Below are 20,158 nucleotides of genomic sequence, written 5' to 3' on the forward strand. Positions count from 1 at the left end.
CTCGTGGCGTTTAATGCTCACAGGGCGATCAGCCGGATCGTGCTGCCTTCAGTCACCTGCAGGGCTTGGCAGATCCCGGCGTCCAGCGACACGGGTTGCCCTGTGCGGTAGTCAAGATCGGCGACGATGGCGCGATAGTCCTCGAGCGAATCGTTGCTGAGCAGATAGCGGCCACGGGCGTCGATGGATTCGCCGGAATTGACCTGTGCGGTCTGGCTTTGCGCGATCGAGCGAATGTCGACCGTGCGTGCATACAGCGTCGGGCCACCATCGAACAGGTCGACATAAGTGTTGGTTTCGAACCCTTCGCGGGCAAGGATATCGAAGGCTTCCTGGCCATCGGGGTGGATGCGCCCGATGCAGTCTTGCGCGGCCTGGGGCAGCATCGGCACGTAGATCGGGTATTGCGGCATCAGGTGGGCGAGAAACGACCGGTTTTGCAGGCCGCAAAGACGCTCGGCCTCGACGTAGGGCAGGTCGAAAAAATGCTTGCCCACGGCATCCCAGAAGGGGGAGTGGCCGTCATCGCTGCTGAAACCGACGATTTCGCTGATCACTGCATCGGCAAAGCGTTGTGCATGCGCGGCAATGAACAACAGGCGCGCCCGCGACAACAATTCGGAGTGCGGCGTACGCACCAGCGCCGTATCGATATGGAAGCCGCGCAGCAAGGTGTGGCCGTTGAGGTCCTGGCACAGCGACAGGGCAGGTACGCCGTGCTTGATGTTCAGCTCGCGCGAGGCACTGGTGAAAGGGCGGTTGCGCAGGCTGTAGAAGGGTTCGCTGGAGCCGGTCGTGGCGACGATTTCCGAGCAACCTGCCAGGCGCCGGTTCGTCTGGTCTTCGAGGACGAAAAAGTAATTCTGCGGGCCGGGACTCTCGACGTTTTGTTGCAGCGACGAGCAAGAGTCGAGAATCCTGTCGCGCAAGCGTGCGCTGTCATCGGGCAAGGACGTGACGCCCACCAGGCTTTCGCGGGCCAGTCGCTGCAACTGCGGCAGGTCGGTTGGTTGCACGGTGCGCAAGACCAGCATGGGTGCACTCCTGTATCAAAGGGCTCGGTGACCGGCCTTCGCATGAGGGCATCCCGGCTCCTGCTGGATGAGGTGTTCGTTAATCCGTTGAAAACAGTATTCGTAGATGGCGCACTACATGTCTAGTTAATTTTCACGGGGGCTTTTTCTCGGTTGAACGGACGGGAAATGACTGTCAGCAGCAGACGAAGGGGAGGTTGATGGGCCGTGTAGGGCTTCGCCATTAACGAGCGTCCGAATCGTTGAAATGAGGCCCCCTGACGATCTTTCTTACGGCACAATTGGGCAATGACTGACGGCTAGGCGCCGATTTTCCTTTCTATTCCACAGAGTGATTTTTTTCGTGCAGGCGACCCGTTTGACTTTGATCTGCCACGCTCGAACCCTGGCACAGAAGCTGGCGCGCTTCCCCGTGGACGAACCCCTGGAGATGGATTGGCAATCGGCGCGGGGCTCGCGAGGCGCTCGACTCAAGGAAACATCGCGCCTGTTGTGCGCTCCGGAGTTACGCACACGACAGACCGCCGAACTGTTCGGCAAGCCCGTGGAAATCGTCGAGGCCCTGCGCGATTGCGACTTCGGTGATTGGCGCGGCGTGCGAATCAACGACCTGCAAAAAAGCCACGGTGAATCACTTCAGGCCTGGCTTGCCGATCCGCGCTCGGCACCCCACGGTGGTGAGTCGGTGGCGCAAGTCGGCGAGCGCGTCGCCGCCTGGATGAAAACCCTGGAGGCGCTGCCCGGCCATGTACTTGCCGTGACCCACCCATTCGTCATGCGTGCCGCGTTGATGCACGTGCTGCAGGGTTCGGCCTTCAACCTGATCGATGTCGAGCCGCTGTCAACGCTAGACCTGCAGTTCCATGGTTGCTGGCGGTTGCGGCTGTCGTGCAACGATAACGAGGGAATGCCCAGATGAAAAAACTCCTGGTCATCGGCATCGGCGCCGGCAACCCCGACCACATCACCCTGCAGGCCGTGAAGGCGCTGAACCGGGTCGATGTTTTTTTCATCATGGACAAGGGCCAGAGCAAGGACTCGCTGATCGACCTGCGCCGCGAGCTCTGCGAGCGTCATATCACCGATCCGCATTACCGCTTTGTCGAGGCTCCAAGCCCGGAGCGCGAACGTGGCGACATCGACTACAAAACCAGCGTCGATGCGTTGAACCTGGCCAAACAGCAAACCTTCGAGCGGCTGATCAATGAGGAACTGGCCGATGACCAGTGCGGCGGTTTTCTGGTGTGGGGCGACCCGGCGTTGTACGACAGCACTATTCGAATCCTGCAGGCGATCCTGGTTTCAGGCACCTGTGCCTTCGAGTTCGAGGTGATCCCCGGCATCACCAGCGTCCAGGCGCTGGCCGCGGCGCACAAGGTGACGCTCAATCAAATTGGCCGCCCGGTTGAAATTACCACCGGCCGGCGCTTGGCGGCAGGGCAGGTGAGCGATGCCGACAGTCTGGTGGTGATGCTCGACGCCCAGGATGCCTACCAGCATGTGGCGGATCAGCAGACAGAGATTTACTGGGGCGCCTACCTCGGGACGCCGGATGAAATCCTCATCAGCGGCAAGCTCGGGGAGGTGGCGCAGCAGATCGAGCAGGTGCGCAAGGCGGCCCGGCAGGCCAATGGCTGGATCATGGACACCTATCTGTTGCGCAAGCCCTGAAGCATGCCTCAGGACATGCGCTGGTCGGTTCGGCCAAACCGTTCGCGGTACACCGACGGCGGCACGCCGACCACGTTGCGAAACGCCACGCGAAAGCTTTCCACCGAACGATAACCACAGTGCTGGGCGATCTGCTCTGTGTGCTGGTCGGTGCTTTCCAGCAATTCCCGGGCACGGCCCAGCCGCTCATGTTGCAACCAGGTCTTGGGCGACTGGCCGCTGGCTTCGGTGAAACGGCGCAGGAAGGTGCGTTCGCTCATGGCGGCTTCGCTGGCCAGGTCGCGAACCTCCAGCGGTTGGTGCAAACGCTCCCGTGCCCACTGCATCACGCGTGAAAGATCGCTGCGCGGCGTAGGACTGACCGGCGTCGGAATGAACTGCGCCTGGCCCCCGGTGCGTTGCGGTGACATCACCAGGCGCCGCGCCACCGAGTTGGCGACCTGGGTACCGAAGTCCCGCGCCACCAGATGCAGGCAGGCGTCGATGCCGGCGGCGCTGCCGGCAGAGGTGATCAATTGCCCCGAATCGACGTAGAGCACGTCCGGGTCCACCAGGATGTTCGGGAAGCGTTCGGCCAGTTCCGCGGTGTAGCGCCAGTGAGTGGTGGCGCCGCGACTGTCGAGCAAACCGGTGGCGGCCAGCACGAACACCCCCGAGCAGATCGACAGCAACCGCGCGCCCCGCGCATGGGCCTGGCGCAGGGCCGTCAGCAATGCCTCGGGCACGTCTGCCTGACGATCGCGCCAGCCGGGAATGATCACGGTCCGGGCCTGCTGCAGCAATTCCAGGCCGCCATCGGCCAGTACCCGGATGCCGCCCATGGCGCGCATCGGGCCTTGATCGACGGCCGCAATCTGATGGCTATACCAAGGGAAATCGAACTCTGGCCGCGCCAGGCCAAAGATCTCCACGGCGATGCCGAATTCGAAGGTACACAGGCCGTCGTAGGCCAGGATTGCGACCAGTCCTGGAGAGGAATGCATTTGGCGGAAAGTTCCCGGTGAGTGTCTTGTGCGCCACTTTAGCCGCTGTGGGCGGCCAGATAAAGTCTGTTCACACCCACTCATATCCAGGAGCCCTGCCCATGACCAGCCTAGTGCGCGACATTCCCGCCGCCCCTTCAGCCATTGCCTTGATGCATTTCAGCAACCGCCTGACATTCGAAACCGACTGTTCCGACGTCTACGCCAGCCAACAGGCCGGCGAAGTCGATTTTGTCCTGGTGGATGTGCGGGGGCCGTTGGCGTTCGACCGGGGGCATGTACCCGGCGCGATCAACATCCCCGGGCGACTGCTCAACGCCGATGGCTTGCGCGCCTACCCGAAAACCAGCCTGTTCGTGGTCTATTGCGCCGGCCCCCACTGCAACGGCGCGAACAAGGCGGCGGTGAAGCTGGCGGCGCTGGGGTATCCGGTCAAGGAAATGATTGGCGGGGTGAACGGATGGCTGGATGAAGGGTTTGAGTTGAGTGCAACGGGTGCTGCTATCGGTTGTGCGTGCTGAGGTTCCCTGCGGAGCTGCGCTCGGTCCTCGATATAGGGGCGGCTGACCTGATGTCGGGTGATCGTGTTTTTCTGTAGGAGCGAGGCTTGCCCGCGAAGAACGATAACGCGGTGCAACAGACAGACCGCGGCGCCCGGTTCGCCGGCAAGCCTGGCTCCTACAAGCAAAGAGTGTGATGACCATTATCCATAAATATTTGTCGCATTGAAATAATTTGCCCTGTGAAAGCCGCTCTAGACTGCCGGCCACTTCGGTCCCCAGCCACAAGCTATCGACCGAAAGCTGCCAATAAAAGTCTCCGCACACAGGAGTTATAAATGAACAAGCTAGTGATGTTCGGTGCCCTGGCACTGTCGATGTTGTCCCTGACCGCCGTGGCCGCGGATACCAAGCCCATCCGCATCGGCATCGAAGCCGGTTACCCGCCGTTCTCGATGAAGACCCCTGACGGCAAACTCACCGGTTTCGACGTGGACATCGGCGACGCCCTGTGCGAGCAGATGAAGGTCAAGTGCACCTGGGTCGAGCAAGAGTTCGACGGCCTGATTCCGGCACTGAAGGTCAAGAAAATCGACGCCATCCTGTCGTCCATGACCATCACCGACGATCGCAAGAAAAACGTCGATTTCACCATCAAGTACTACCACACCCCGGCACGTTTCGTGATGAAGGAAGGTACCGCCATCAAGGACCCGCTGACCGAGCTCAAAGGCAAGAAAGTCGGTGTGCTGCGCGCCAGTACCCACGACCGCTTCGCCACGGAAGTGCTGGTGCCTGCGGGCATCGAGCTGGTGCGTTATGGCTCGCAACAGGAAGCCAACCTGGACATGGTCTCCGGCCGCGTTGACGCGCTGCTGGCCGACTCGGTCAACCTGGACGACGGTTTCCTGAAGACCGACGCCGGTAAAGGTTTCGCTTTCGTCGGGCCCGAGTACAACGATCCGAAATACTTCGGCGGTGGCGCCGGGATTGCCGTGCGCAAGGGCGATACCGCCCTCGCCGAGCAGTTCAACAAGGCCATTACCGAGATCCGCGCCAACGGCAAGTACAAGCAAGTGCAGGACAAGTACTTCAAGTTTGACGTTTACGGCGAGTAAGCGAGCGGTTCAAAAAATGGCAGCCGTTGACGCGGCTGCCATTTTTTTATGCTCATGTTTTATCCTGCCCAATACATTTCCCAACCGTGGGCGAATCGGAGTTCTGCCATGCAACGCATCGACCATCCACTGCCCTGGAGCCACCTGGGTACAGAGCGCACCCTCAGCGTATTCCGTTATGGCGCAGGGCCGCGCAAGGTCTATATCCAGGCCAGCCTGCACGCCGATGAACTGCCAGGCATGCGCACGGCCTGGGAGCTCAAGCAGCGCCTGGCCGAACTGGAAAGCCAGGGACAACTGCAAGGCCTGATCGAACTGGTGCCGGTGGCCAACCCCATCGGTCTCGACCAGCACCTGCAAGGCAGCCACATGGGCCGCTTCGAACTGGGCAGCGGCAAGAACTTCAACCGCTCGTTCGTCGAACTGAGCGCACCGGTGGCGCAGCGGGTGGGTGATCGTCTGGGCAGCGATGCCGAGGCCAACATCGCCTTGATTCGCCAGGCCATGGGCCAGGTGCTCGACGACCTGCCGGCCCCGGCGTCGCAACTGGAAGCGATGCACCGCCTGTTGCTACGCCACGCCTGCGACGCCGACATCACCCTCGACCTGCATTGCGACTTCGACGCGGCGATTCACCTCTACGCCTTGCCGCAACATTGGCCGCAGTGGCAATCGCTGGCGGCGCGCCTGAAAGCCGGGGTGGCTCTGCTGTGCGAAGATTCCGGCGGCAGTTCCTTCGACGAGTCTTGCTCTTCACCCTGGTTGCGCCTGGCCAGAGCTTTCCCTGAAGCGGCCATCCCACCGGCCAACCTGGCAACCACCCTGGAACTTGGCAGCATGGGCGACACCCGGGTCGATCAGGCGCAGGCCAATTGCGAGGCGATCCTGGGCTTTCTCGCCGAACAGGGTTTCATCAAGGGCACCTGGCCGGCGGCACCGGGCGAGTGCTGTGAGGGCATGCCCTTCGAAGGCACCCAATACCTGTTCGCACCGCATCACGGCGTGGTCAGCTTCCTGCGCGATGCCGGTGAGTGGGTGGAGCAGGGCGATGCGTTGTTTGAAGTGGTCGACCCGTTGAACGACAAGGTCACCACCGTGCGCGCGGGCACCAGTGGCGTGTTGTTTGCGATCGATCGTGGTCGCTATACGCAACCGGGCACCTGGCAGGCGAAAGTGGCCGGGCGCGAGCCGATTCGGGTTGGGAAGTTGATTAACGATTGAGGAGGGGAGGTTCATTGCACTCCCCGTGATCGATGGATGGCTAAGGTGATGAGGTAGCGTTCTTCTGTGGGGTGTTTGTAGTCCATGAAGCGGCCAACCACCAGCATCAGTTGGTACTTGTCACCTGCTCGCCAGTAAGCTTTTTCGACGTTTTTTACACTTTGTAATTGGGCACGCCATTGCGGGGTGTCGGCGAACGAGGGGAAGTCCTTGACCCGGGTGGGTACCCAGCCAGCGTTGCGCCATTGCTCCTGCAGATCCAGCACGACCTTGAGGGTGTCGTCGAGTAGTAGCGGCTCGACTTGTGGGGACATGCGGACACCGTCAATCCGTTCATCGCGTCCAAAACCTACCGTGAAGAAACGGGCCAGCGGGGTCACAAAGCCAAACTCAGGATCTGCGAAGCGCAGACGGGCATCAGACTTGGGAACATTGAACCAAGAGTGCCCTGGTATGACTGGGTCGATTCTTGCGCTGGAGCGCTGGCGCATGGCCTCGTACGGCTCGCCAATCACGAGAGCGATTTCCGGCTCATCCGAAAGTTTTTGAATCGCCGCCAGCGTCAGGAGGGCGGCGACCGCCAGTGCCAACGCACCACGTCGCGAACCCACGCGTTGCAACAGGCTCATCGCACGCCACCACCCAGGGCAATATCCCGAATCGACCGCTCAATCTGCTCGCTCTGGTCGCTGTGCAGCAGATCATCAAACTGCTTCGCTGCCCTCAGTACGAAGGCCATGCGCTGATTTATATCGGCCAGGTTGGCAAAGGGGGTGTTGCTGAAACAGGTGCCCACGCTGGAGTGAAACTGGCTTGTCGCGGCGCGACCGGCGCGGCCGCCTGTGGAGGGGCACTCCTCGCCGGCGGCGGCGAGGCATCCTGTCTGGACACATAGGTAGCGGTGGTAAAAGAGGGGAGGAGCCCGGCCTTGCAGGGGCAGCTACTGCGGCTGTCCAGCGAGCCCGCCATCAGTTTACCGTGACTGTCCATGAACGAGATGCCGCCGAGGATTTCGTAGGTTTCGTCGTTTTTGCCGCAGGAAACCGGATCCCCTACGCGAGCATGGGCGAAGCCAAACATCAGGATGCGGGTATCGGTCTCCAGCACCTGGCCACCGCAAGTGGTCTTGTCACCCTTGCGAATGAAATATCCGTCTGCCATTGCTTGAACTCCCTGTCTGATGACGATCAAATTGCCCCTGCTCCCGATGGAACGCAGGAGTGGCAAAGTGCCGCGCACAGAGTTCTATACGAAGCAGTCAGGGGTAAATCAGACGTTTCCTTGTCTGGTGTAGGCCGATTCCGCAATCGCTCCAACGAAGGTGCTAGGCTCTGTCCCGAACCCTGCGCACGGTGAAGGAAGGTTTATGCTGAAGTTTCTCGCTCTGTTCACGCTGCTGGCATCCGCCGCTGTCCACGCTCAATCCCCCCTGCAAACCGACCTCCCACTCAAGTACCTGGAGCAGGCCAACCCCGACTCCCGCGAGCAGCCGCTGGTGATTTTTCTCCACGGCTACGGCAGTAACGAGCAGGATCTGTTCGGCATCAAGGATGAGTTACCCAGGGAGTACAACTACCTGTCGGTGCGGGCGCCGATGGTGATGCAAGAGGGGAGTTACCAGTGGTTTCGCAAGAAAGGCGAGGGTGCCTACAACGGCGAGACCGATGATCTGAAGGCCAGCGGCCAGTTGTTGCTGGATTTTGTCGCACAGGCGGCGAAGAAATATCACACGCAACCGGAGAAGGTATTCCTGGTCGGATTCAGCCAGGGCGCGATCATGTCCTACGAAGTCGCCCTGCGTCATCCCGAGGCGGTGGGCGGGATTGCCGCGTTGAGCGGGCGGATTCTGCCGGTGCTCCGGTCCGAGCTCAAGCCGGATGAAAAACGCCAGTCACTGGCGATTTTCATCGGCCATGGCACGGCAGACCAGCGCCTTCCCTTGAGCGATGGCACCGAGGCCAACAGCCTGCTGCAAAGCGTGTCGCTGGAACCCGAGTTCCACGCCTACCAGGGTGTCGGCCACAGCATCAGTGCCGAAGAACTGCAGGACTTGAGCGCCTGGCTGCAGCGCCGCAACCCCTGAAGCTTATTTGCCGCTGACGATCTGCTTGATCAGGGTTTCGTGGGCCGCCATGTCGCCGGGGCGGGAAATGACCTGAATCACGGTCATATGGTTGCCCGATGCCGCCATCAACGTGGTGTTGAGGGTCATGCCGCCGCCCTGGGTGGCGGTGCTGTCGACCTGGCGCACACCCAGGCCTGTCGCCTTCAGGGTCAGGCTTTTTTCGCTAAGCTTGTTGTAGTCCGCCAGGGCCTTGTGTTGCGCCGCGTCGAAGTCGGCGGCGGTGCCGTCGAGAAATTCACCGTCGTTGTCCTTGACCTTGACGCCCTCGGGCAGGCTGTTTTGCGCGGCGATCACCACGGTCTTGGTGGTTTCGTTGGTGTACATGGTGCCGCTTGCGCCGGTGGGGCTGGCGGGCAACGGGTTGGCAATGAAACCCTTGGGCAGGGTGAAGGTGAACTTGCCATCGAGCATCGAGACTTTTTGACCCTGCACCGTCTCTTTGACAGGGGCCTTGGCCGCCTGCACATTCAAAGCCCCCAGGCTGGCAGCCGCTGCCAGCAACAGGACAACGGCTTTTTTACTCAACAGTGACATTCGAAAAACTCCAGGGATGGTCGCGCGGTGGGGGGCGATCATCCCATGGGGGCTGTGAGATGTTCCAGCATGGGCTAACGGACGGTCGTTGAAGCTTCGGTATCAGGGGTATTCCTGCCTGGCATGTAACACGCTCAGGATCTGGATTTGATCCGTCACCCGATAGACCACCAGGTAATTGGGATGCACAACAATTTCTCGCGTACCGGTAAGTCGGCCACATCGATAGAGATAGGGATGTTCGGGGAGAGCTGATGTAGCCGTTTCAATGGCCTGGTTGAGCGCCAGAGCCGCTACGAGATTACGGTCACCAATGTAATTGAGGATTTGCAACAGATCGGATCGTGCCTCGGGACGCCACTCAACCCGCATCGCGCTTGTTGCGCTTTGACTCCAGGAGGGCTCGCATTTCAGCCATCACTTGATCATGCGGGATGCTTGGGCGCGGATCATCCAGGGATGCCTGTACCTTGGCACGGAACCAGCGGTCGTAGCGGGTAGCCTGCTCTGCGGTTTCAAATTCTGAAACTATGGAGGAAAATCGGACGTTCATGGTGATCTCCGCGATCGATGCCTGCAGTTTAATGGGTATATGGCTCGTTGTCGTCTTTGTCTGGATGAAGTACATCCCCTCAAAGAACGGGTGTTCACTCCATCGACAAATCGTAATCACCTGGCGTCCGACGGCCAACCGGAAAAACATGTAGGACATATGCTGGATTTTTTGATTTTCGTCGCCTCGTGTGGGATCTCAAAAAACCAGTAGCCGATACCCTGTGGTGACGGCGGGTCACCACAGGAGGGGCGCGCTCATACCTCCAGTTCCTTACCTCCGAATGTCGGGAACGGCTTACTGGGCCTGGTTCTGCGGGAACAGGCTGCGGCGGGTTTCTTCGTCGAATTCGGCCTTGAGCACAAGCTTCTCTTTCAGGCCAAGAGCACGCTGGGCTGCTGGACGAGCGCTGATTTCATCGAACAGGCGCTTGACGTTCGGGGAGGCCGCCAAGCCGTTTTCGCCGAGGATGTAGGGTGCGTAGTTGGCCCAGCCCCAGAGGGCCATGTCGGCGATGCTGTAGCTGTCGCCAGCCAGGTATTGATGGTCGGCCAGGCGCTGGTCGAGCACGCGATAGTGGCGTTCGACTTCCTTGAGATAGCGATTTTTCGCGTAGGGCAGGTCTTCCGGCGCGTGATGCAGGAAATGCACGGCTTGCCCTGAGAACGGTGACAGGCCGGTGGCGATGAACATCAGCCACGACAGCAGTTCGGCGTTGCCGGCAGCGCTGTCGGGCAGGAAACGCTGATGCTTTTGTGCCAGGTGCAGCAGGATGGCCTGGGAGTCGAAAACCGTCGCGTCGCCATCGACCAGGGCTGGTACCTTGGCGTTCGGGTTGATCGCGAGGAAGGCTGGCAGGTGTTGCTCGCCCTTGAACGTGTCGACGCCGATCAACTCATAGGGCGTTTGCAGTTCTTCGAGCAGCAGGGCGACTTTCATCGGGTTCGGCGAAGGATGGAAAAAGAATTTCATGGTGTAGGCCTCAGTCGGGATTGGTTTGGAACTGAGGCTGATGGTGGGGCAAACCTGTTCGATTGACGTACGAGGATGTTGCGCTACTCGTTCGAAATTGTTGAACGTGTTGCCACAGCAGCGGGTTTTGCCAGCAACCGCCGGGTGACACCGAGCATGGCCACCGAGACTGCGACGCCAACACCGAAACCCAGCATGCCCATGCTGGGCAAGGTCAGCGTCACGACCAGGCAGAAGGCGGAAAATGAATACATCCCGGTGGCCGTCGCCCGCAGTAACGCGGCGGTGAACGCTGGGCCCCGGGTTTGCTGGGAGAACACCGCCATCACACTGCCAAGCACCGGGAACACGGCGAGCAGGCCGCTCCAGCGGTCGCCGACGGTGCTGGCGAGCCAGGTGACGGCCAGGGTCAGCAAGGCGCCGGCAACCATTCGCAGCAGCAATTTGTCGGACTTGGGCGCCGGCCCTGAAACGATCGGCTGCACTGCCGGGAACAAGTGCGGCGCGGCCAGCAGCGCAGTGGCGGCGGCAATCACCGAGAGCGGCAGCGACGGCGGGAGCAACGACAGGACCACGGCAACCAGAGCCCATACCAGTAGCGAGATTGTCAGTGCCAGCGGCCATTTTGCCCGTTGCGCGACCTGCGCATAGGTCACGCAGAAGGCAATCATCGCGAACATCGCCGACAGCGCTGCCATGGCCGACTGGGCGGCGAACGCCTGGCCTTGTTCGATGGCGAGGAACAACAGAATAGGCCCGACCACCACCGGCAACCCCGACAACCAACCCGCCACGCTTGGTCCCCAACGTTTACCAGCCAGGGAGATCAGCAGCAGAAAGCCTGGAATGACCAGCAGTTTGAGCATCAACACGCGCACTTCTCCGACCTGTGTGTGGCCGCAACGTTAGCATTTTGCGAGGTGATTTGCTCTAAAACTGATCGTGGTTTGTATACAAAATGCCGAGGGTATCAATACTGGGCCATCAGTGGGTAAACGCCTGCACCACAAAATCAATGAACGCCCGGGTCTTGGCCGGCATCAGCGTGCGGCTCGGGTAGTACAGCGAAATCGCCCCGGCATCGCCCTGCCAATCGGGCAACAAGTGCACCAGTTCACCGCGCTGGATGTTCGGTTGCACATCGGACAGCACCAGCAGCGTCACGCCCAATCCCAGCATGGCCGCTTCGCGCATGGCGGCGGGGTCGTTGAGTACGATGCTTTCGTTGAGGCTGGCGGGCATTTCATGGCCGGCGCCATCGCGCATGAGCCATTGCCGGATCCGCCCGGTGCGGCTGCCGCGCATCACGATCCCGGTGTGCCGGGCCAGGTCCGCCGGGGTGGCGGGCAGGCTGCGTTGCGCCAGATACGCCGGTGAGGCGACGGCCACCACGGGGGCGGGTGCCAGGGTTCGGGAGACGACGCCCGGAGTCAACTCGAAGCCACCGCCGATGGCGGCGTCGTAACCTTCGGCGATCAAGTCCACGGCACGGTTTTCGAAATGCCATTCCGGGCGTATCAGCGGGTAGCGCGCCAGAAACGCCGGCAGCAGTGGCAGGATATGGCCGATGCCGAACGTCGGCGCCAGGCTGACCTTGAGCACGCCTGCCGGCTCGCCCCGATCGGTAGTGACCGCGTTGATCGCCGCTTGCAGCGCCTCCAGGTTGCCGCCGATGCTGGCCAGGAACCGTTCCCCGGCTTCGGTCAGGGACAGTTTGCGGGTCGAGCGCTGGAACAGGCGAACGCCGATGTTGCGCTCCAGTATGGCCACGTTGCGGCTCACGGCGGCGGGGGTGAGCGCGAGCAAGCGGGCGGCTGCCGAGAAGCTTCCGGTTTCGGCACTGCGCACAAAGGATTCGAGATTGGCGAGGGTTTCCATAAAGCAACACCTGATAGCAATGCTTGAAAATCATTCAAGGCATTACCGGCTAATCACGCCCTAATGGCAAGCGCAGTATTCACTCCATTCCCAACCCCCCGGAGTGAAACAGCAATGACAACCCGACTTCCACTTGAAGGAAAAACCGCGCTGGTCACCGGCGGCTCCCGTTCCATCGGTGCGGCGATCGCCAAGCGTCTGGCAGCCGATGGCGCCAACGTAGTACTCACCTTCAGCGCATCGCCGGCCAAAGCGTTTGAGGTGGTGCAGGCCATCGAAGGCGCTGGCGGCCGTGCCCTGGCGATCGCAGCCGATGCCGGTGATCCGCAGGCGGTGCGGGGCGCGGTGACGCGTACCGTCGAGGCGTTCGGCAGCCTCGACATACTGGTCAACAACGCCGGTATCGCCCTTGGGGGACCGATCGAGGACATCAGTTTCGACGACTACCAACGCATGATCGCGGTCAATGTCACCGGCGTGTTTGTCGCCACCCAGGAGGCGGCGCGCACCATGAAAGCAGGCGGGCGGATCATCCATATCGGCTCGTCGATGACCCATTACGCCGCGTTCCCGACCGCATCGCTCTACACCCTGACCAAAGGTGCCATCGCCGGGTTCAACCGCAGCCTGGCCCGCGATCTCGGACCCAGGGGCATCACGGTCAACACCGTACACCCAGGCCCGACCGACACCGACATGAACCCCGATGGCGGTCCGGTCAGCGAAATCGTCGGCCCCGGCATCGCCATTGGCCGTTATGGAAAGCCCGAGGACATTGCCAGTGTCGTGGCCTTCCTTTCCAGCCCAGAGGCGGCGTTCGTTACCGCTGCCGACATCATCGCCGACGGTGGTTTCACCGCCTGATCAACTCATTGCGAGGAACGTCTCATGAGCACAATTGGAATCATCGGCGCCGGCGCCATCGGTGCAGCCTTTGCCCGGGCACTGTCGCGTCAAGGCATTGAAGTGGTCATCGCCAACAGTCGCGGCCCCGGAAGCCTGGCCGCGTTGGTGGCAGAGCTCGGGCCAACCGCCCGCGCCGGTACCCGCGAAGAAGCGGCGGCGCAGCCCATCGTGCTGGTGGCGGTGAACTGGTCGAAGTTGCCGACGGCACTGGCCGGCCTGCCGGATTTTGCCGGGCGGATCGTGATCGATGCCAACAACTCGATCGAAGCGCCGGCGTTCAAGGCAGTGGACCTGCACGGACGCATGTCCAGTGAGGTGTTTACCGAATGGGTGCCGGGTGCGCGGGTGGTCAAGGCGTTCAATCACCTTCAGGCGCACTTGCTGGAAAGCGACCCGACTGCGGAAGGTGGGCGGAGGGTGCTGTTTTTCTCGGGCGACGATGCCGAGGCGAGGGCGCAAGTGGCGGTGTTGATCGAACGGCTGGGGTTCTTCGGGATCGATCTTGGGGCGTTGAGCGTCGGTGCGCGGCTGGTGCAGTTTCCGGGCGGACCGCTGCCAGCATTGAATCTGGTGAAGTTCGCCTGACGCGGCACTGTGTAGGAGCGAGCCTGCTCGCGATGAACGTCCAGCCAACGCGATCATTCAGACGGCGCGCGTCATCGTTGACGTCCATCGCGAGCAGGCTCGCTCCTACACGGAAACGAGAAAACCCGGTGTAACCGAAGTTACACCGGGTGTTTTTCCAGGCTGCGCGGCTCTTCGTGGGTCCCCGCGCAGTCTGTTGAACGCTTTAAGCCCGTTCGAGCGCCAAGGCCACGCCCTGACCACCACCGATGCACAGGGTGGCAAGGCCTTTTTTGGCGTCACGCTTGATCATTTCATGCAGCAGGGTCACCAGTACGCGGCAACCTGAGGCACCGATCGGGTGGCCGAGGGCGATGGCGCCGCCGTTGACGTTGACCTTGTTCAAGTCCCATTCCAGGTCCTTGGCCACGGCCAGGGATTGCGCGGCGAAGGCTTCGTTGGCTTCAATCAGCTCAAGCTGGTCGATGGACCAACGGGCCTTGTCCAGGCAACGGCGAGTGGCCGACACCGGGCCGATGCCCATGATTGCCGGATCGACGCCCGCGTTGGCGTAGGCAGCGATTTTCGCCAGCACCGGCAGGCCCAGGGCCTTGGCTTTTTCGGCGCTCATCAGGATCACGGCGGCGGCGCCGTCGTTGAGCGACGAAGCGTTGCCGGCGGTCACCGAACCGTCCTTCTTGAAGGCCGGCTTGAGCTTGCCCAGGGATTCGGCGGTAGTGCCGGCCCGTGGCTGCTCGTCGGTGGCGAAGGACAGTGGATCGCCCTTGCGCTGGGGGATCAGGATCGGTGTGATTTCGTCAACGAAGCGCCCGGCTTCGATGGCGGCCACGGCTTTCTGTTGCGAGGCGGCGGCGAACGCGTCCTGCTGCTCGCGGCTGAGGCTGTATTTCTCGGCCAGGTTCTCGGCGGTGATACCCATGTGGTAATCGTTGAACGCATCCCACAGGCCATCGCTGATCATGGTGTCGACGATTGGCGCGTTGCCCATGCGCAGGCCGGTGCGGGCACCAGGCATGACGTAGTTGGCCAGGCTCATGTTTTCCTGGCCACCGGCGATGATCACCTCGGCGTCGCCGCAACGGATCGCCTGGGCGCCCAGGTGCAGGGCCTTGAGGCCCGAACCGCAGACCTTGTTCAGGGTCATGGCCGGCACGGCGAAGGGCAGGCCGGCCTTGATGGCTGCCTGGCGCGCAGGGTTTTGCCCGGCGCCGGCGGTCAGTACCTGGCCCATGATCACTTCATCGACTTGCGCAGGGTCCAGGCCGGTTTGCGCCAGCAGCTGACGGATCACCGCAGCGCCCAAGTCAACGGCGGATACGCTGGCCAGGGAACCCTGGAAGCTGCCAATCGCGGTGCGCGTGGCGGCAACAATGACGACTTCTTGCATGGACTGATTCCTCACAGGTCACCGAACTGCATTTCCGGTACGTGGTCCGGCACGATCAGTTTACCGGCAGTCTTGGCAACGATTTCTTCGACGCTGACGCCCGGTGCACGTTCTTTGAGAATGAACGCGCCGTTGTCGATTTCCAGGTAGGCCAGGTCCGTCAGCACGCGCTTGATGCAGCCGGCGCCGGTCAGCGGCAGGCTGCATTGGGACAGCAGCTTGGACTCACCATCCTTGGACGCGTGGGTCATGATGACGATGATGTTGTCTGCGCCGGCCACCAGGTCCATCGCTCCGCCCATGCCCTTGACCAGTTTGCCCGGGATCATCCACGAGGCGATGTTGCCTTGCACGTCGACTTCGAAGGCGCCCAGCACGGTCAGGTCGACGTGGCCACCGCGGATCATCGCGAAGGACTCGGCCGAGGAAAAGATCGACGCGCCGATGCGCGCGGTCACGGTTTGCTTGCCGGCGTTGATCATGTCGGCATCGATGGTGTCTTCAGTCGGGAACGGACCCATGCCCAGCAGGCCGTTTTCCGATTGCAGCATGACTTCCATGCCTTCGGGGATGTAGTTGGCGACCAGGGTCGGAATGCCGATGCCCAGGTTCACGTAGAAGCCGTCCTGCATTTCGCGGGCGACGCGTTGAGCCATTTGTTCGCGGGAAAGTGCCATTGTTGTTATTCCTTCATTCGGTCCGGGGGCAGGGGATCACTTGCGTACGGTGCGCTGTTCGATGCGCTTCTCGAACGTGCCGCAGATGATCCGGTCGACGTAGATGCCAGGGGTGTGGATCTGCGCCGGGTCCAGCTCGCCGGGTTCGACGATTTCTTCGACTTCGACCACGGTGATCTTGCCGGCGGTGGCGGCCAGCGGGTTGAAGTTCTGGGCGGTGTGGCGATAGATCACGTTACCGAAATGGTCGGCTTTCCAGCCTTTGACGATGGCGAAGTCACCGGTGATGGATTCTTCCATCAGGTACTTGCGGCCATGGAATTCGCGCACTTCCTTGCCGTCGGCAACCGGGGTGCCGACGCCGGTGGCGGTGAAGAAGGCCGGGATGCCGGCGCCGCCTGCGCGCATTTTTTCAGCGAGGGTGCCTTGCGGGGTCAGGATGACTTCGATTTCGCCTTTGAGCAGTTGCTCTTCAAACAGCTTGTTTTCGCCGACGTAGGAAGCCACCACTTTGCTGATCTGGCGGTCGGTCAGCAGCACGCCGAGGCCGAAACCGTCGACGCCGCAGTTGTTGGAAACGACGGTGAGGTCGCGTGTGCCTTTGCGCTTGATCTCGTTGATCAGGTTCTCCGGAATCCCGCACAGGCCGAAGCCGCCGGCGATCACGGTCATGCCGTCTTCAAGACCGGCCAGGGCTTCCTCGTAGGAACTCACGCGCTTGTCGAAACCTGCCATATGCACCTCTTTTATTCTTTGTGGGCGGCTGGCTAGCCGAATGGGATTGAGTGTCGCGCTACAGGATTCATTTGTTAAGTTGATTTTTAATGTTGATTGATAGATAAAACTCAACAATGTAATGCTTTGGAGACAACCACCATGACAGTCAAGCAGATCCGCGCCTTCCTGGCCGTGGCCCAGAGCCTGAGTTTCGCCGTGGCCTGCGAGCGCCTGCACCTGTCGCAATCGGCCCTGAGCCTGACCATCAAGGCGTTGGAAGAGGGCCTGGGCGGGCGTTTGTTCACCCGCAACACGCGCAACGTGGCGCTGACCGCCGAAGGCGAATCCCTGGTGCCGCTGGCGCGCCGCCTGATCGCCGATTGGGACAACGCCGAGGACGAGATGCGTCAGCGCTTCACCCTGCAGCGCGGTCGCGTGACCCTGGCGGCCATGCCGTCGTTTGCCGGCAACCTGCTGCCGCCGATCCTCAAGACATTCCGCGAGCGCTATCCGAAAGTCAACGTCACGGTCAACGACGTGATCAACGAGCAGGTGCTGGAAATGGTCCGTGATCGCCAGGTGGAACTGGGCGTGGCATTCGAGCCGACCATGAGTTCGTCGCTGCAATTCACGCCGTTGTACATGGATCGCTTCGTGGCGGTGGTGCCCCAGGATTCACCGCTGGTCGAGCTCGATGAAATCGACTGGCGGACGTTGCTCAAGGAGCCGTTCATCACCTTGCAGCGTCCGTCGACATTGCGGGTGATGCTTGAAGAGCATTTGCAGGCCCGGGGCATGAAGCTGCCGGTGGAGTTTGAAAGCCATCAACTGGCGACGGTCGGGCGGATGGTCGCCAGCGGGTTGGGCGTGAGCGCGGTGCCGGCCCTGTGCGCGGGGCAGATGCGTGAACTGGGGGCGCATTGCATCACCTTGCACGACCCAGTGGTGGAGCGGGCCATCGGGGTGCTGACTTTGCCGGGAGGGGAGCTGTCGGCGGCGGCGCAGGCGCTGTTTGATGTGCTCAAGGCGCAGGATTTTGCGGTCTAGCCTGATCGGTCAGCGAGCCAGGCGCTGTGCCAGCAACGGCAGCAACTGCTCGCACGACCCCTCGATCTTCAAATCCAGCATGTCATCCGCCCGGGTCTTGCCCAGGTTGATCGCCAGCAATGGCTTGCCCTGATCCACCACCGCGCGGCACAGGCGAAACGCGGAGTACGCCATCAGCGACGAGCCCACCACCAGTAACCCTGCCGCCTTTTCCACCGCAGTCATCGCTTTGGCGGCCGTCTCCTGGGCGACGTTCTCGCCAAAAAACACCACATCCGGCTTCAGCCGCGCGCCAGAGCAGTGGGGGCAATGCGGGACCTGGAAGCTTGCTTCGAAGGCAGGATCCAGCAGCGTATCGCCATCCGGTGCCTGCACCGCGTCCACGCCAGCCAGATAGGGGTTTTGTACTTCCATCAGATGCTGGATCGAATCGCGCTCGCTGCGTTTTCCGCAGTCCAGGCACAACACCCGGTGCAGGCTGCCATGCAGTTCGATCACGTCATGGCTGCCGGCCTGGTCGTGCAAGGTATCGACGTTCTGGGTAATGAGTCCGCTGATTTGTCGATTGCTTTGCAAGCGGGCCAGGGTGTCGTGGGCCACGTTCGGTTGCGCCTGGCGCACTCGCGCCCAGCCGAGCATCGCCCGCGCCCAGTAGCGCCGCCGGGATTCGGGTGCCGAGAGAAATTCCTGATACATCATGGGCTGACGGCCTCGGCGCACGCCCTGATTGTCGCGATAGTCCGGAATGCCCGACGGGGTACTGATACCGGCGCCAGTGAGGACGGCGAAGGGCTCGTCGGCCATGAACTGCTGGAGGCGATCGAGTTGTTCATGAACGAGGGAGTCGAGCACGCTTTGCACTCCAAGGTTGAGTGCCAGCAGATTAGCATTTGCCGATCATTGGCTACGATCGCAATGTATCCCTTGTAGGAGCACGGCTTGCCGGCGATAGCGATCTTGAGGGCGCCATCGCCGGCAAGCCGTGCTCCTACAGTATTTGCGCGGTGTTCATTTACGCGCTTCAAGGATCAGGTTGAACGGCGTCTCCGTGGCCCGGCGGAAACTCGAGAACCCGGCCTCGCTGAACACCTTGCGCAACCGCGCCTCGCCCGCCTGGGCGCCGAGCCCGAGGCCGACTTCCTGGGACAGCGAGTTGGGCGTGCAGATGAAGGTCGAGGCGGCGTAGAACAGCCGGCCGACCGGGGTGATGTTGTCGTCCAGCGAATCGTTGGCGAACGGCTCCACCAGCAATACCGTGCCGTCCGGTTTCAACGAATCGTAGGCGTGCTTGGCCGCGCCCACCGGGTCGCCCATGTCGTGCAGGCAGTCGAAGTAGCAGACCAGGTCATAGTCGTCGCCGGGATAACTCTTGGCCGTACCCTGGAAGAACCGAGCGCGGCCGGACACGCCACCTTCCTCGGCGCGCTGGGTGGCGACGGTGACGGACGGCGCGTGGTAGTCGAAACCGACGAACCGCGAGTTCGGGTACGCCTGGGCCATGATCACCGTCGACGCGCCATGACCGCAGCCGATGTCGGCGACTTTGGCGCCTTCTTCCAGTTTGGCCACCACGCCGTCCAGGGCCGGCAACCATTCGGCGATCAGGTGCGCCTTGTAGCCAGGCCGGAAGAAGCGTTCGGTGCCGCTGAACATGCACGGATGGTGATCGCCCCAGGCCAGGCCGCCGTCGCCACGCATGGCCTTGACCAGTTTGTCCTTGTCATGGAAGAACGATGCGACCACGCCGATGCCGCCGGCGATATAGACCGGCGAGTCTTCGACGGCCAGTGCCAGGGCCTGTTCTTCGGGCAGGCGGAATTGACCGTCGCTGTGTTCCATATAGCCGGAAGCGGCGTGGGCGCTGAGCCATTCGCGCACCAGGCGCGGGTTGCAGCCGGTCTTCTCGGCGAGGGCTTCGGGCTTGATCGGCTGGCTGTCGGCCATGGCCCGGTACAAGCCCAGCTCTTCCCCGAGGATGACGTTGGCGAGCATTGCTGCGCCACCCATGTCACCTACCAGTTTGCCCATGAAATCATTGAGTTTGGCCTCGTCCATCACGTGTGCTCCTTTTGCAGGATCACAGTCCGGAAGCGTTGTACGCCCGGGCGGTGGTCGTGGGAATGAACAGGAGATCGAGCAGGTCCTGTGTGCATTAAGTCTAGTTCGCAAGCCGTACGCAGTGGCCTGGAGCGACGAAAATCCCCCAGACCGGACACTGACCCCCTGTAGGAGCGAGCCTGCTCGCGATGG

24 protein-coding genes and 1 pseudogene are annotated in these 20,158 nt (G+C 61.7%); 9 read left to right on the forward strand and 16 right to left on the reverse strand.

Annotated elements, in window-relative coordinates:
• Nucleotides 1–17: 17 nt before the first annotated feature.
• Nucleotides 18–1,034, reverse strand: a complete 1,017-nt coding sequence (locus OH720_RS11930) for an arginine N-succinyltransferase (protein ID WP_272605768.1) — start codon at nt 1,032–1,034, stop codon at nt 18–20.
• A 343-nt stretch (nt 1,035–1,377) separates the two neighbouring features.
• On the opposite strand from OH720_RS11930, the gene OH720_RS11935 reads away from it, so the two are divergent.
• Nucleotides 1,378–1,953 (forward strand): histidine phosphatase family protein, encoded by a 576-nt coding sequence (locus OH720_RS11935; RefSeq protein WP_272605769.1) that lies wholly within the window; start codon nt 1,378–1,380, stop codon nt 1,951–1,953.
• Entirely contained in the window at nt 1,950–2,705 is a 756-nt protein-coding gene (gene cobF / locus OH720_RS11940) for a precorrin-6A synthase (deacetylating) (protein ID WP_272605770.1), read from the forward strand. The genes OH720_RS11935 and cobF overlap by 4 nt, the downstream gene beginning before the upstream one ends.
• Before the next feature lie 8 nt (nt 2,706–2,713).
• Here cobF and ftrA read toward each other — a convergent pair whose 3' ends face one another.
• Nucleotides 2,714–3,688 (reverse strand): transcriptional regulator FtrA, encoded by a 975-nt coding sequence (gene ftrA / locus OH720_RS11945; RefSeq protein ID WP_272605771.1) that lies wholly within the window; start codon nt 3,686–3,688, stop codon nt 2,714–2,716.
• 101 nt (nt 3,689–3,789) lie between these two features.
• On the opposite strand from ftrA, the gene OH720_RS11950 reads away from it, so the two are divergent.
• The 3 genes from OH720_RS11950 (at nt 3,790) to OH720_RS11960 (ending at nt 6,527) form a co-directional block, all read left to right on the forward strand.
• The gene (locus OH720_RS11950; protein WP_272605772.1) at nt 3,790–4,209 is read left to right on the forward strand and encodes a rhodanese-like domain-containing protein; all 420 of its coding nucleotides are present in this window, start codon (nt 3,790–3,792) and stop codon (nt 4,207–4,209) included.
• Between the two features lie 317 nt (nt 4,210–4,526).
• Complete coding sequence (locus tag OH720_RS11955) at nt 4,527–5,306, forward strand: ABC transporter substrate-binding protein (protein ID WP_008062560.1); 780 nt, start codon at nt 4,527–4,529, stop codon at nt 5,304–5,306.
• 108 nt (nt 5,307–5,414) lie between these two features.
• Nucleotides 5,415–6,527, forward strand: a complete 1,113-nt coding sequence (locus OH720_RS11960) for a succinylglutamate desuccinylase/aspartoacylase family protein (protein WP_008062559.1) — start codon at nt 5,415–5,417, stop codon at nt 6,525–6,527.
• Nucleotides 6,528–6,538: 11 nt separating this feature from the next.
• Here the strand turns inward: OH720_RS11960 and OH720_RS11965 are convergent, their stop codons facing one another.
• The 3 genes and pseudogenes from OH720_RS11965 to OH720_RS31855 form a co-directional block, all read right to left on the reverse strand.
• Nucleotides 6,539–7,156, reverse strand: coding sequence for a hypothetical protein (locus OH720_RS11965; RefSeq protein WP_272605773.1), 618 nt, complete (start codon nt 7,154–7,156; stop codon nt 6,539–6,541).
• Nucleotides 7,153–7,467 (reverse strand): DUF2515 family protein, encoded by a 315-nt coding sequence (locus OH720_RS31850; RefSeq protein ID WP_442967312.1) that lies wholly within the window; start codon nt 7,465–7,467, stop codon nt 7,153–7,155. The genes OH720_RS11965 and OH720_RS31850 overlap by 4 nt, the downstream gene beginning before the upstream one ends.
• 92 nt (nt 7,468–7,559) lie before the next feature.
• Nucleotides 7,560–7,688, reverse strand: a pseudogene (locus tag OH720_RS31855) (PAAR domain-containing protein); the annotation flags it as partial.
• A 205-nt stretch (nt 7,689–7,893) separates the two neighbouring features.
• Between OH720_RS31855 and OH720_RS11975 the strand changes: the two are divergent.
• Nucleotides 7,894–8,610 carry an alpha/beta hydrolase gene (locus tag OH720_RS11975; RefSeq protein WP_008062553.1) on the forward strand — a complete coding sequence of 239 codons (717 nt, stop codon included), beginning with the start codon at nt 7,894–7,896 and terminating at the stop codon, nt 8,608–8,610.
• Nucleotides 8,611–8,613: 3 nt separating this feature from the next.
• Here OH720_RS11975 and OH720_RS11980 read toward each other — a convergent pair whose 3' ends face one another.
• From OH720_RS11980 to OH720_RS12005, 6 genes are all read right to left on the reverse strand, one after another.
• Nucleotides 8,614–9,186: a hypothetical protein gene (locus OH720_RS11980; protein ID WP_272605774.1), complete on the reverse strand. Its 573-nt coding sequence runs from the start codon at nt 9,184–9,186 to the stop codon at nt 8,614–8,616.
• A gap of 102 nt (nt 9,187–9,288) precedes the next feature.
• Nucleotides 9,289–9,558 carry a type II toxin-antitoxin system RelE/ParE family toxin gene (locus OH720_RS11985; protein WP_272605775.1) on the reverse strand — a complete coding sequence of 90 codons (270 nt, stop codon included), beginning with the start codon at nt 9,556–9,558 and terminating at the stop codon, nt 9,289–9,291.
• The gene (relB, locus tag OH720_RS11990; RefSeq protein WP_272606435.1) at nt 9,548–9,739 is read right to left on the reverse strand and encodes a type II toxin-antitoxin system RelB family antitoxin; all 192 of its coding nucleotides are present in this window, start codon (nt 9,737–9,739) and stop codon (nt 9,548–9,550) included. Before relB ends, OH720_RS11985 begins: the two co-directional genes overlap by 11 nt.
• Nucleotides 9,740–10,036: 297 nt before the next feature.
• Nucleotides 10,037–10,711 (reverse strand): glutathione S-transferase family protein, encoded by a 675-nt coding sequence (locus tag OH720_RS11995; RefSeq protein WP_272605776.1) that lies wholly within the window; start codon nt 10,709–10,711, stop codon nt 10,037–10,039.
• Between the two features lie 83 nt (nt 10,712–10,794).
• Nucleotides 10,795–11,583 carry a hypothetical protein gene (locus OH720_RS12000; protein WP_272605777.1) on the reverse strand — a complete coding sequence of 263 codons (789 nt, stop codon included), beginning with the start codon at nt 11,581–11,583 and terminating at the stop codon, nt 10,795–10,797.
• Nucleotides 11,584–11,695: 112 nt separating this feature from the next.
• Entirely contained in the window at nt 11,696–12,589 is an 894-nt protein-coding gene (locus tag OH720_RS12005; RefSeq protein WP_272605778.1) for a LysR family transcriptional regulator, read from the reverse strand.
• A gap of 114 nt (nt 12,590–12,703) precedes the next feature.
• On the opposite strand from OH720_RS12005, the gene OH720_RS12010 reads away from it, so the two are divergent.
• Complete coding sequence (locus OH720_RS12010; RefSeq protein WP_272605779.1) at nt 12,704–13,453, forward strand: 3-oxoacyl-ACP reductase family protein; 750 nt, start codon at nt 12,704–12,706, stop codon at nt 13,451–13,453.
• Between the two features lie 24 nt (nt 13,454–13,477).
• A complete protein-coding gene (locus tag OH720_RS12015) occupies nt 13,478–14,080 on the forward strand; it encodes an NADPH-dependent F420 reductase (RefSeq protein WP_272605780.1) in 603 nt (200 codons plus the stop codon).
• Nucleotides 14,081–14,285: 205 nt separating this feature from the next.
• Here the strand turns inward: OH720_RS12015 and OH720_RS12020 are convergent, their stop codons facing one another.
• From OH720_RS12020 to OH720_RS12030, 3 genes are read right to left on the reverse strand one after another with little or no spacing between them, the layout of a single operon-like run.
• Nucleotides 14,286–15,467 carry an acetyl-CoA C-acetyltransferase gene (locus OH720_RS12020; protein WP_272605781.1) on the reverse strand — a complete coding sequence of 394 codons (1,182 nt, stop codon included), beginning with the start codon at nt 15,465–15,467 and terminating at the stop codon, nt 14,286–14,288.
• A gap of 11 nt (nt 15,468–15,478) precedes the next feature.
• Nucleotides 15,479–16,144 carry a CoA transferase subunit B gene (locus OH720_RS12025; RefSeq protein ID WP_008063050.1) on the reverse strand — a complete coding sequence of 222 codons (666 nt, stop codon included), beginning with the start codon at nt 16,142–16,144 and terminating at the stop codon, nt 15,479–15,481.
• A gap of 36 nt (nt 16,145–16,180) precedes the next feature.
• The gene (locus OH720_RS12030) at nt 16,181–16,879 is read right to left on the reverse strand and encodes a CoA transferase subunit A (protein WP_008063052.1); all 699 of its coding nucleotides are present in this window, start codon (nt 16,877–16,879) and stop codon (nt 16,181–16,183) included.
• A gap of 141 nt (nt 16,880–17,020) precedes the next feature.
• Between OH720_RS12030 and OH720_RS12035 the strand changes: the two genes are divergently transcribed.
• A complete protein-coding gene (locus OH720_RS12035; RefSeq protein WP_272605782.1) occupies nt 17,021–17,908 on the forward strand; it encodes a LysR family transcriptional regulator in 888 nt (295 codons plus the stop codon).
• A gap of 9 nt (nt 17,909–17,917) precedes the next feature.
• Here the strand turns inward: OH720_RS12035 and OH720_RS12040 are convergent, their stop codons facing one another.
• Together OH720_RS12040 and OH720_RS12045 are read right to left on the reverse strand one after the other, a co-directional pair.
• A complete protein-coding gene (locus tag OH720_RS12040; RefSeq protein ID WP_272605783.1) occupies nt 17,918–18,760 on the reverse strand; it encodes an NAD-dependent protein deacetylase in 843 nt (280 codons plus the stop codon).
• Nucleotides 18,761–18,916: 156 nt separating this feature from the next.
• A complete protein-coding gene (locus OH720_RS12045) occupies nt 18,917–19,963 on the reverse strand; it encodes a class I SAM-dependent methyltransferase (protein WP_272605784.1) in 1,047 nt (348 codons plus the stop codon).
• Nucleotides 19,964–20,158 lie beyond the last annotated feature (195 nt).

The sequence above is a fragment of the Pseudomonas sp. WJP1 genome (assembly GCF_028471945.1).
Classification (GTDB): domain Bacteria; phylum Pseudomonadota; class Gammaproteobacteria; order Pseudomonadales; family Pseudomonadaceae; genus Aquipseudomonas.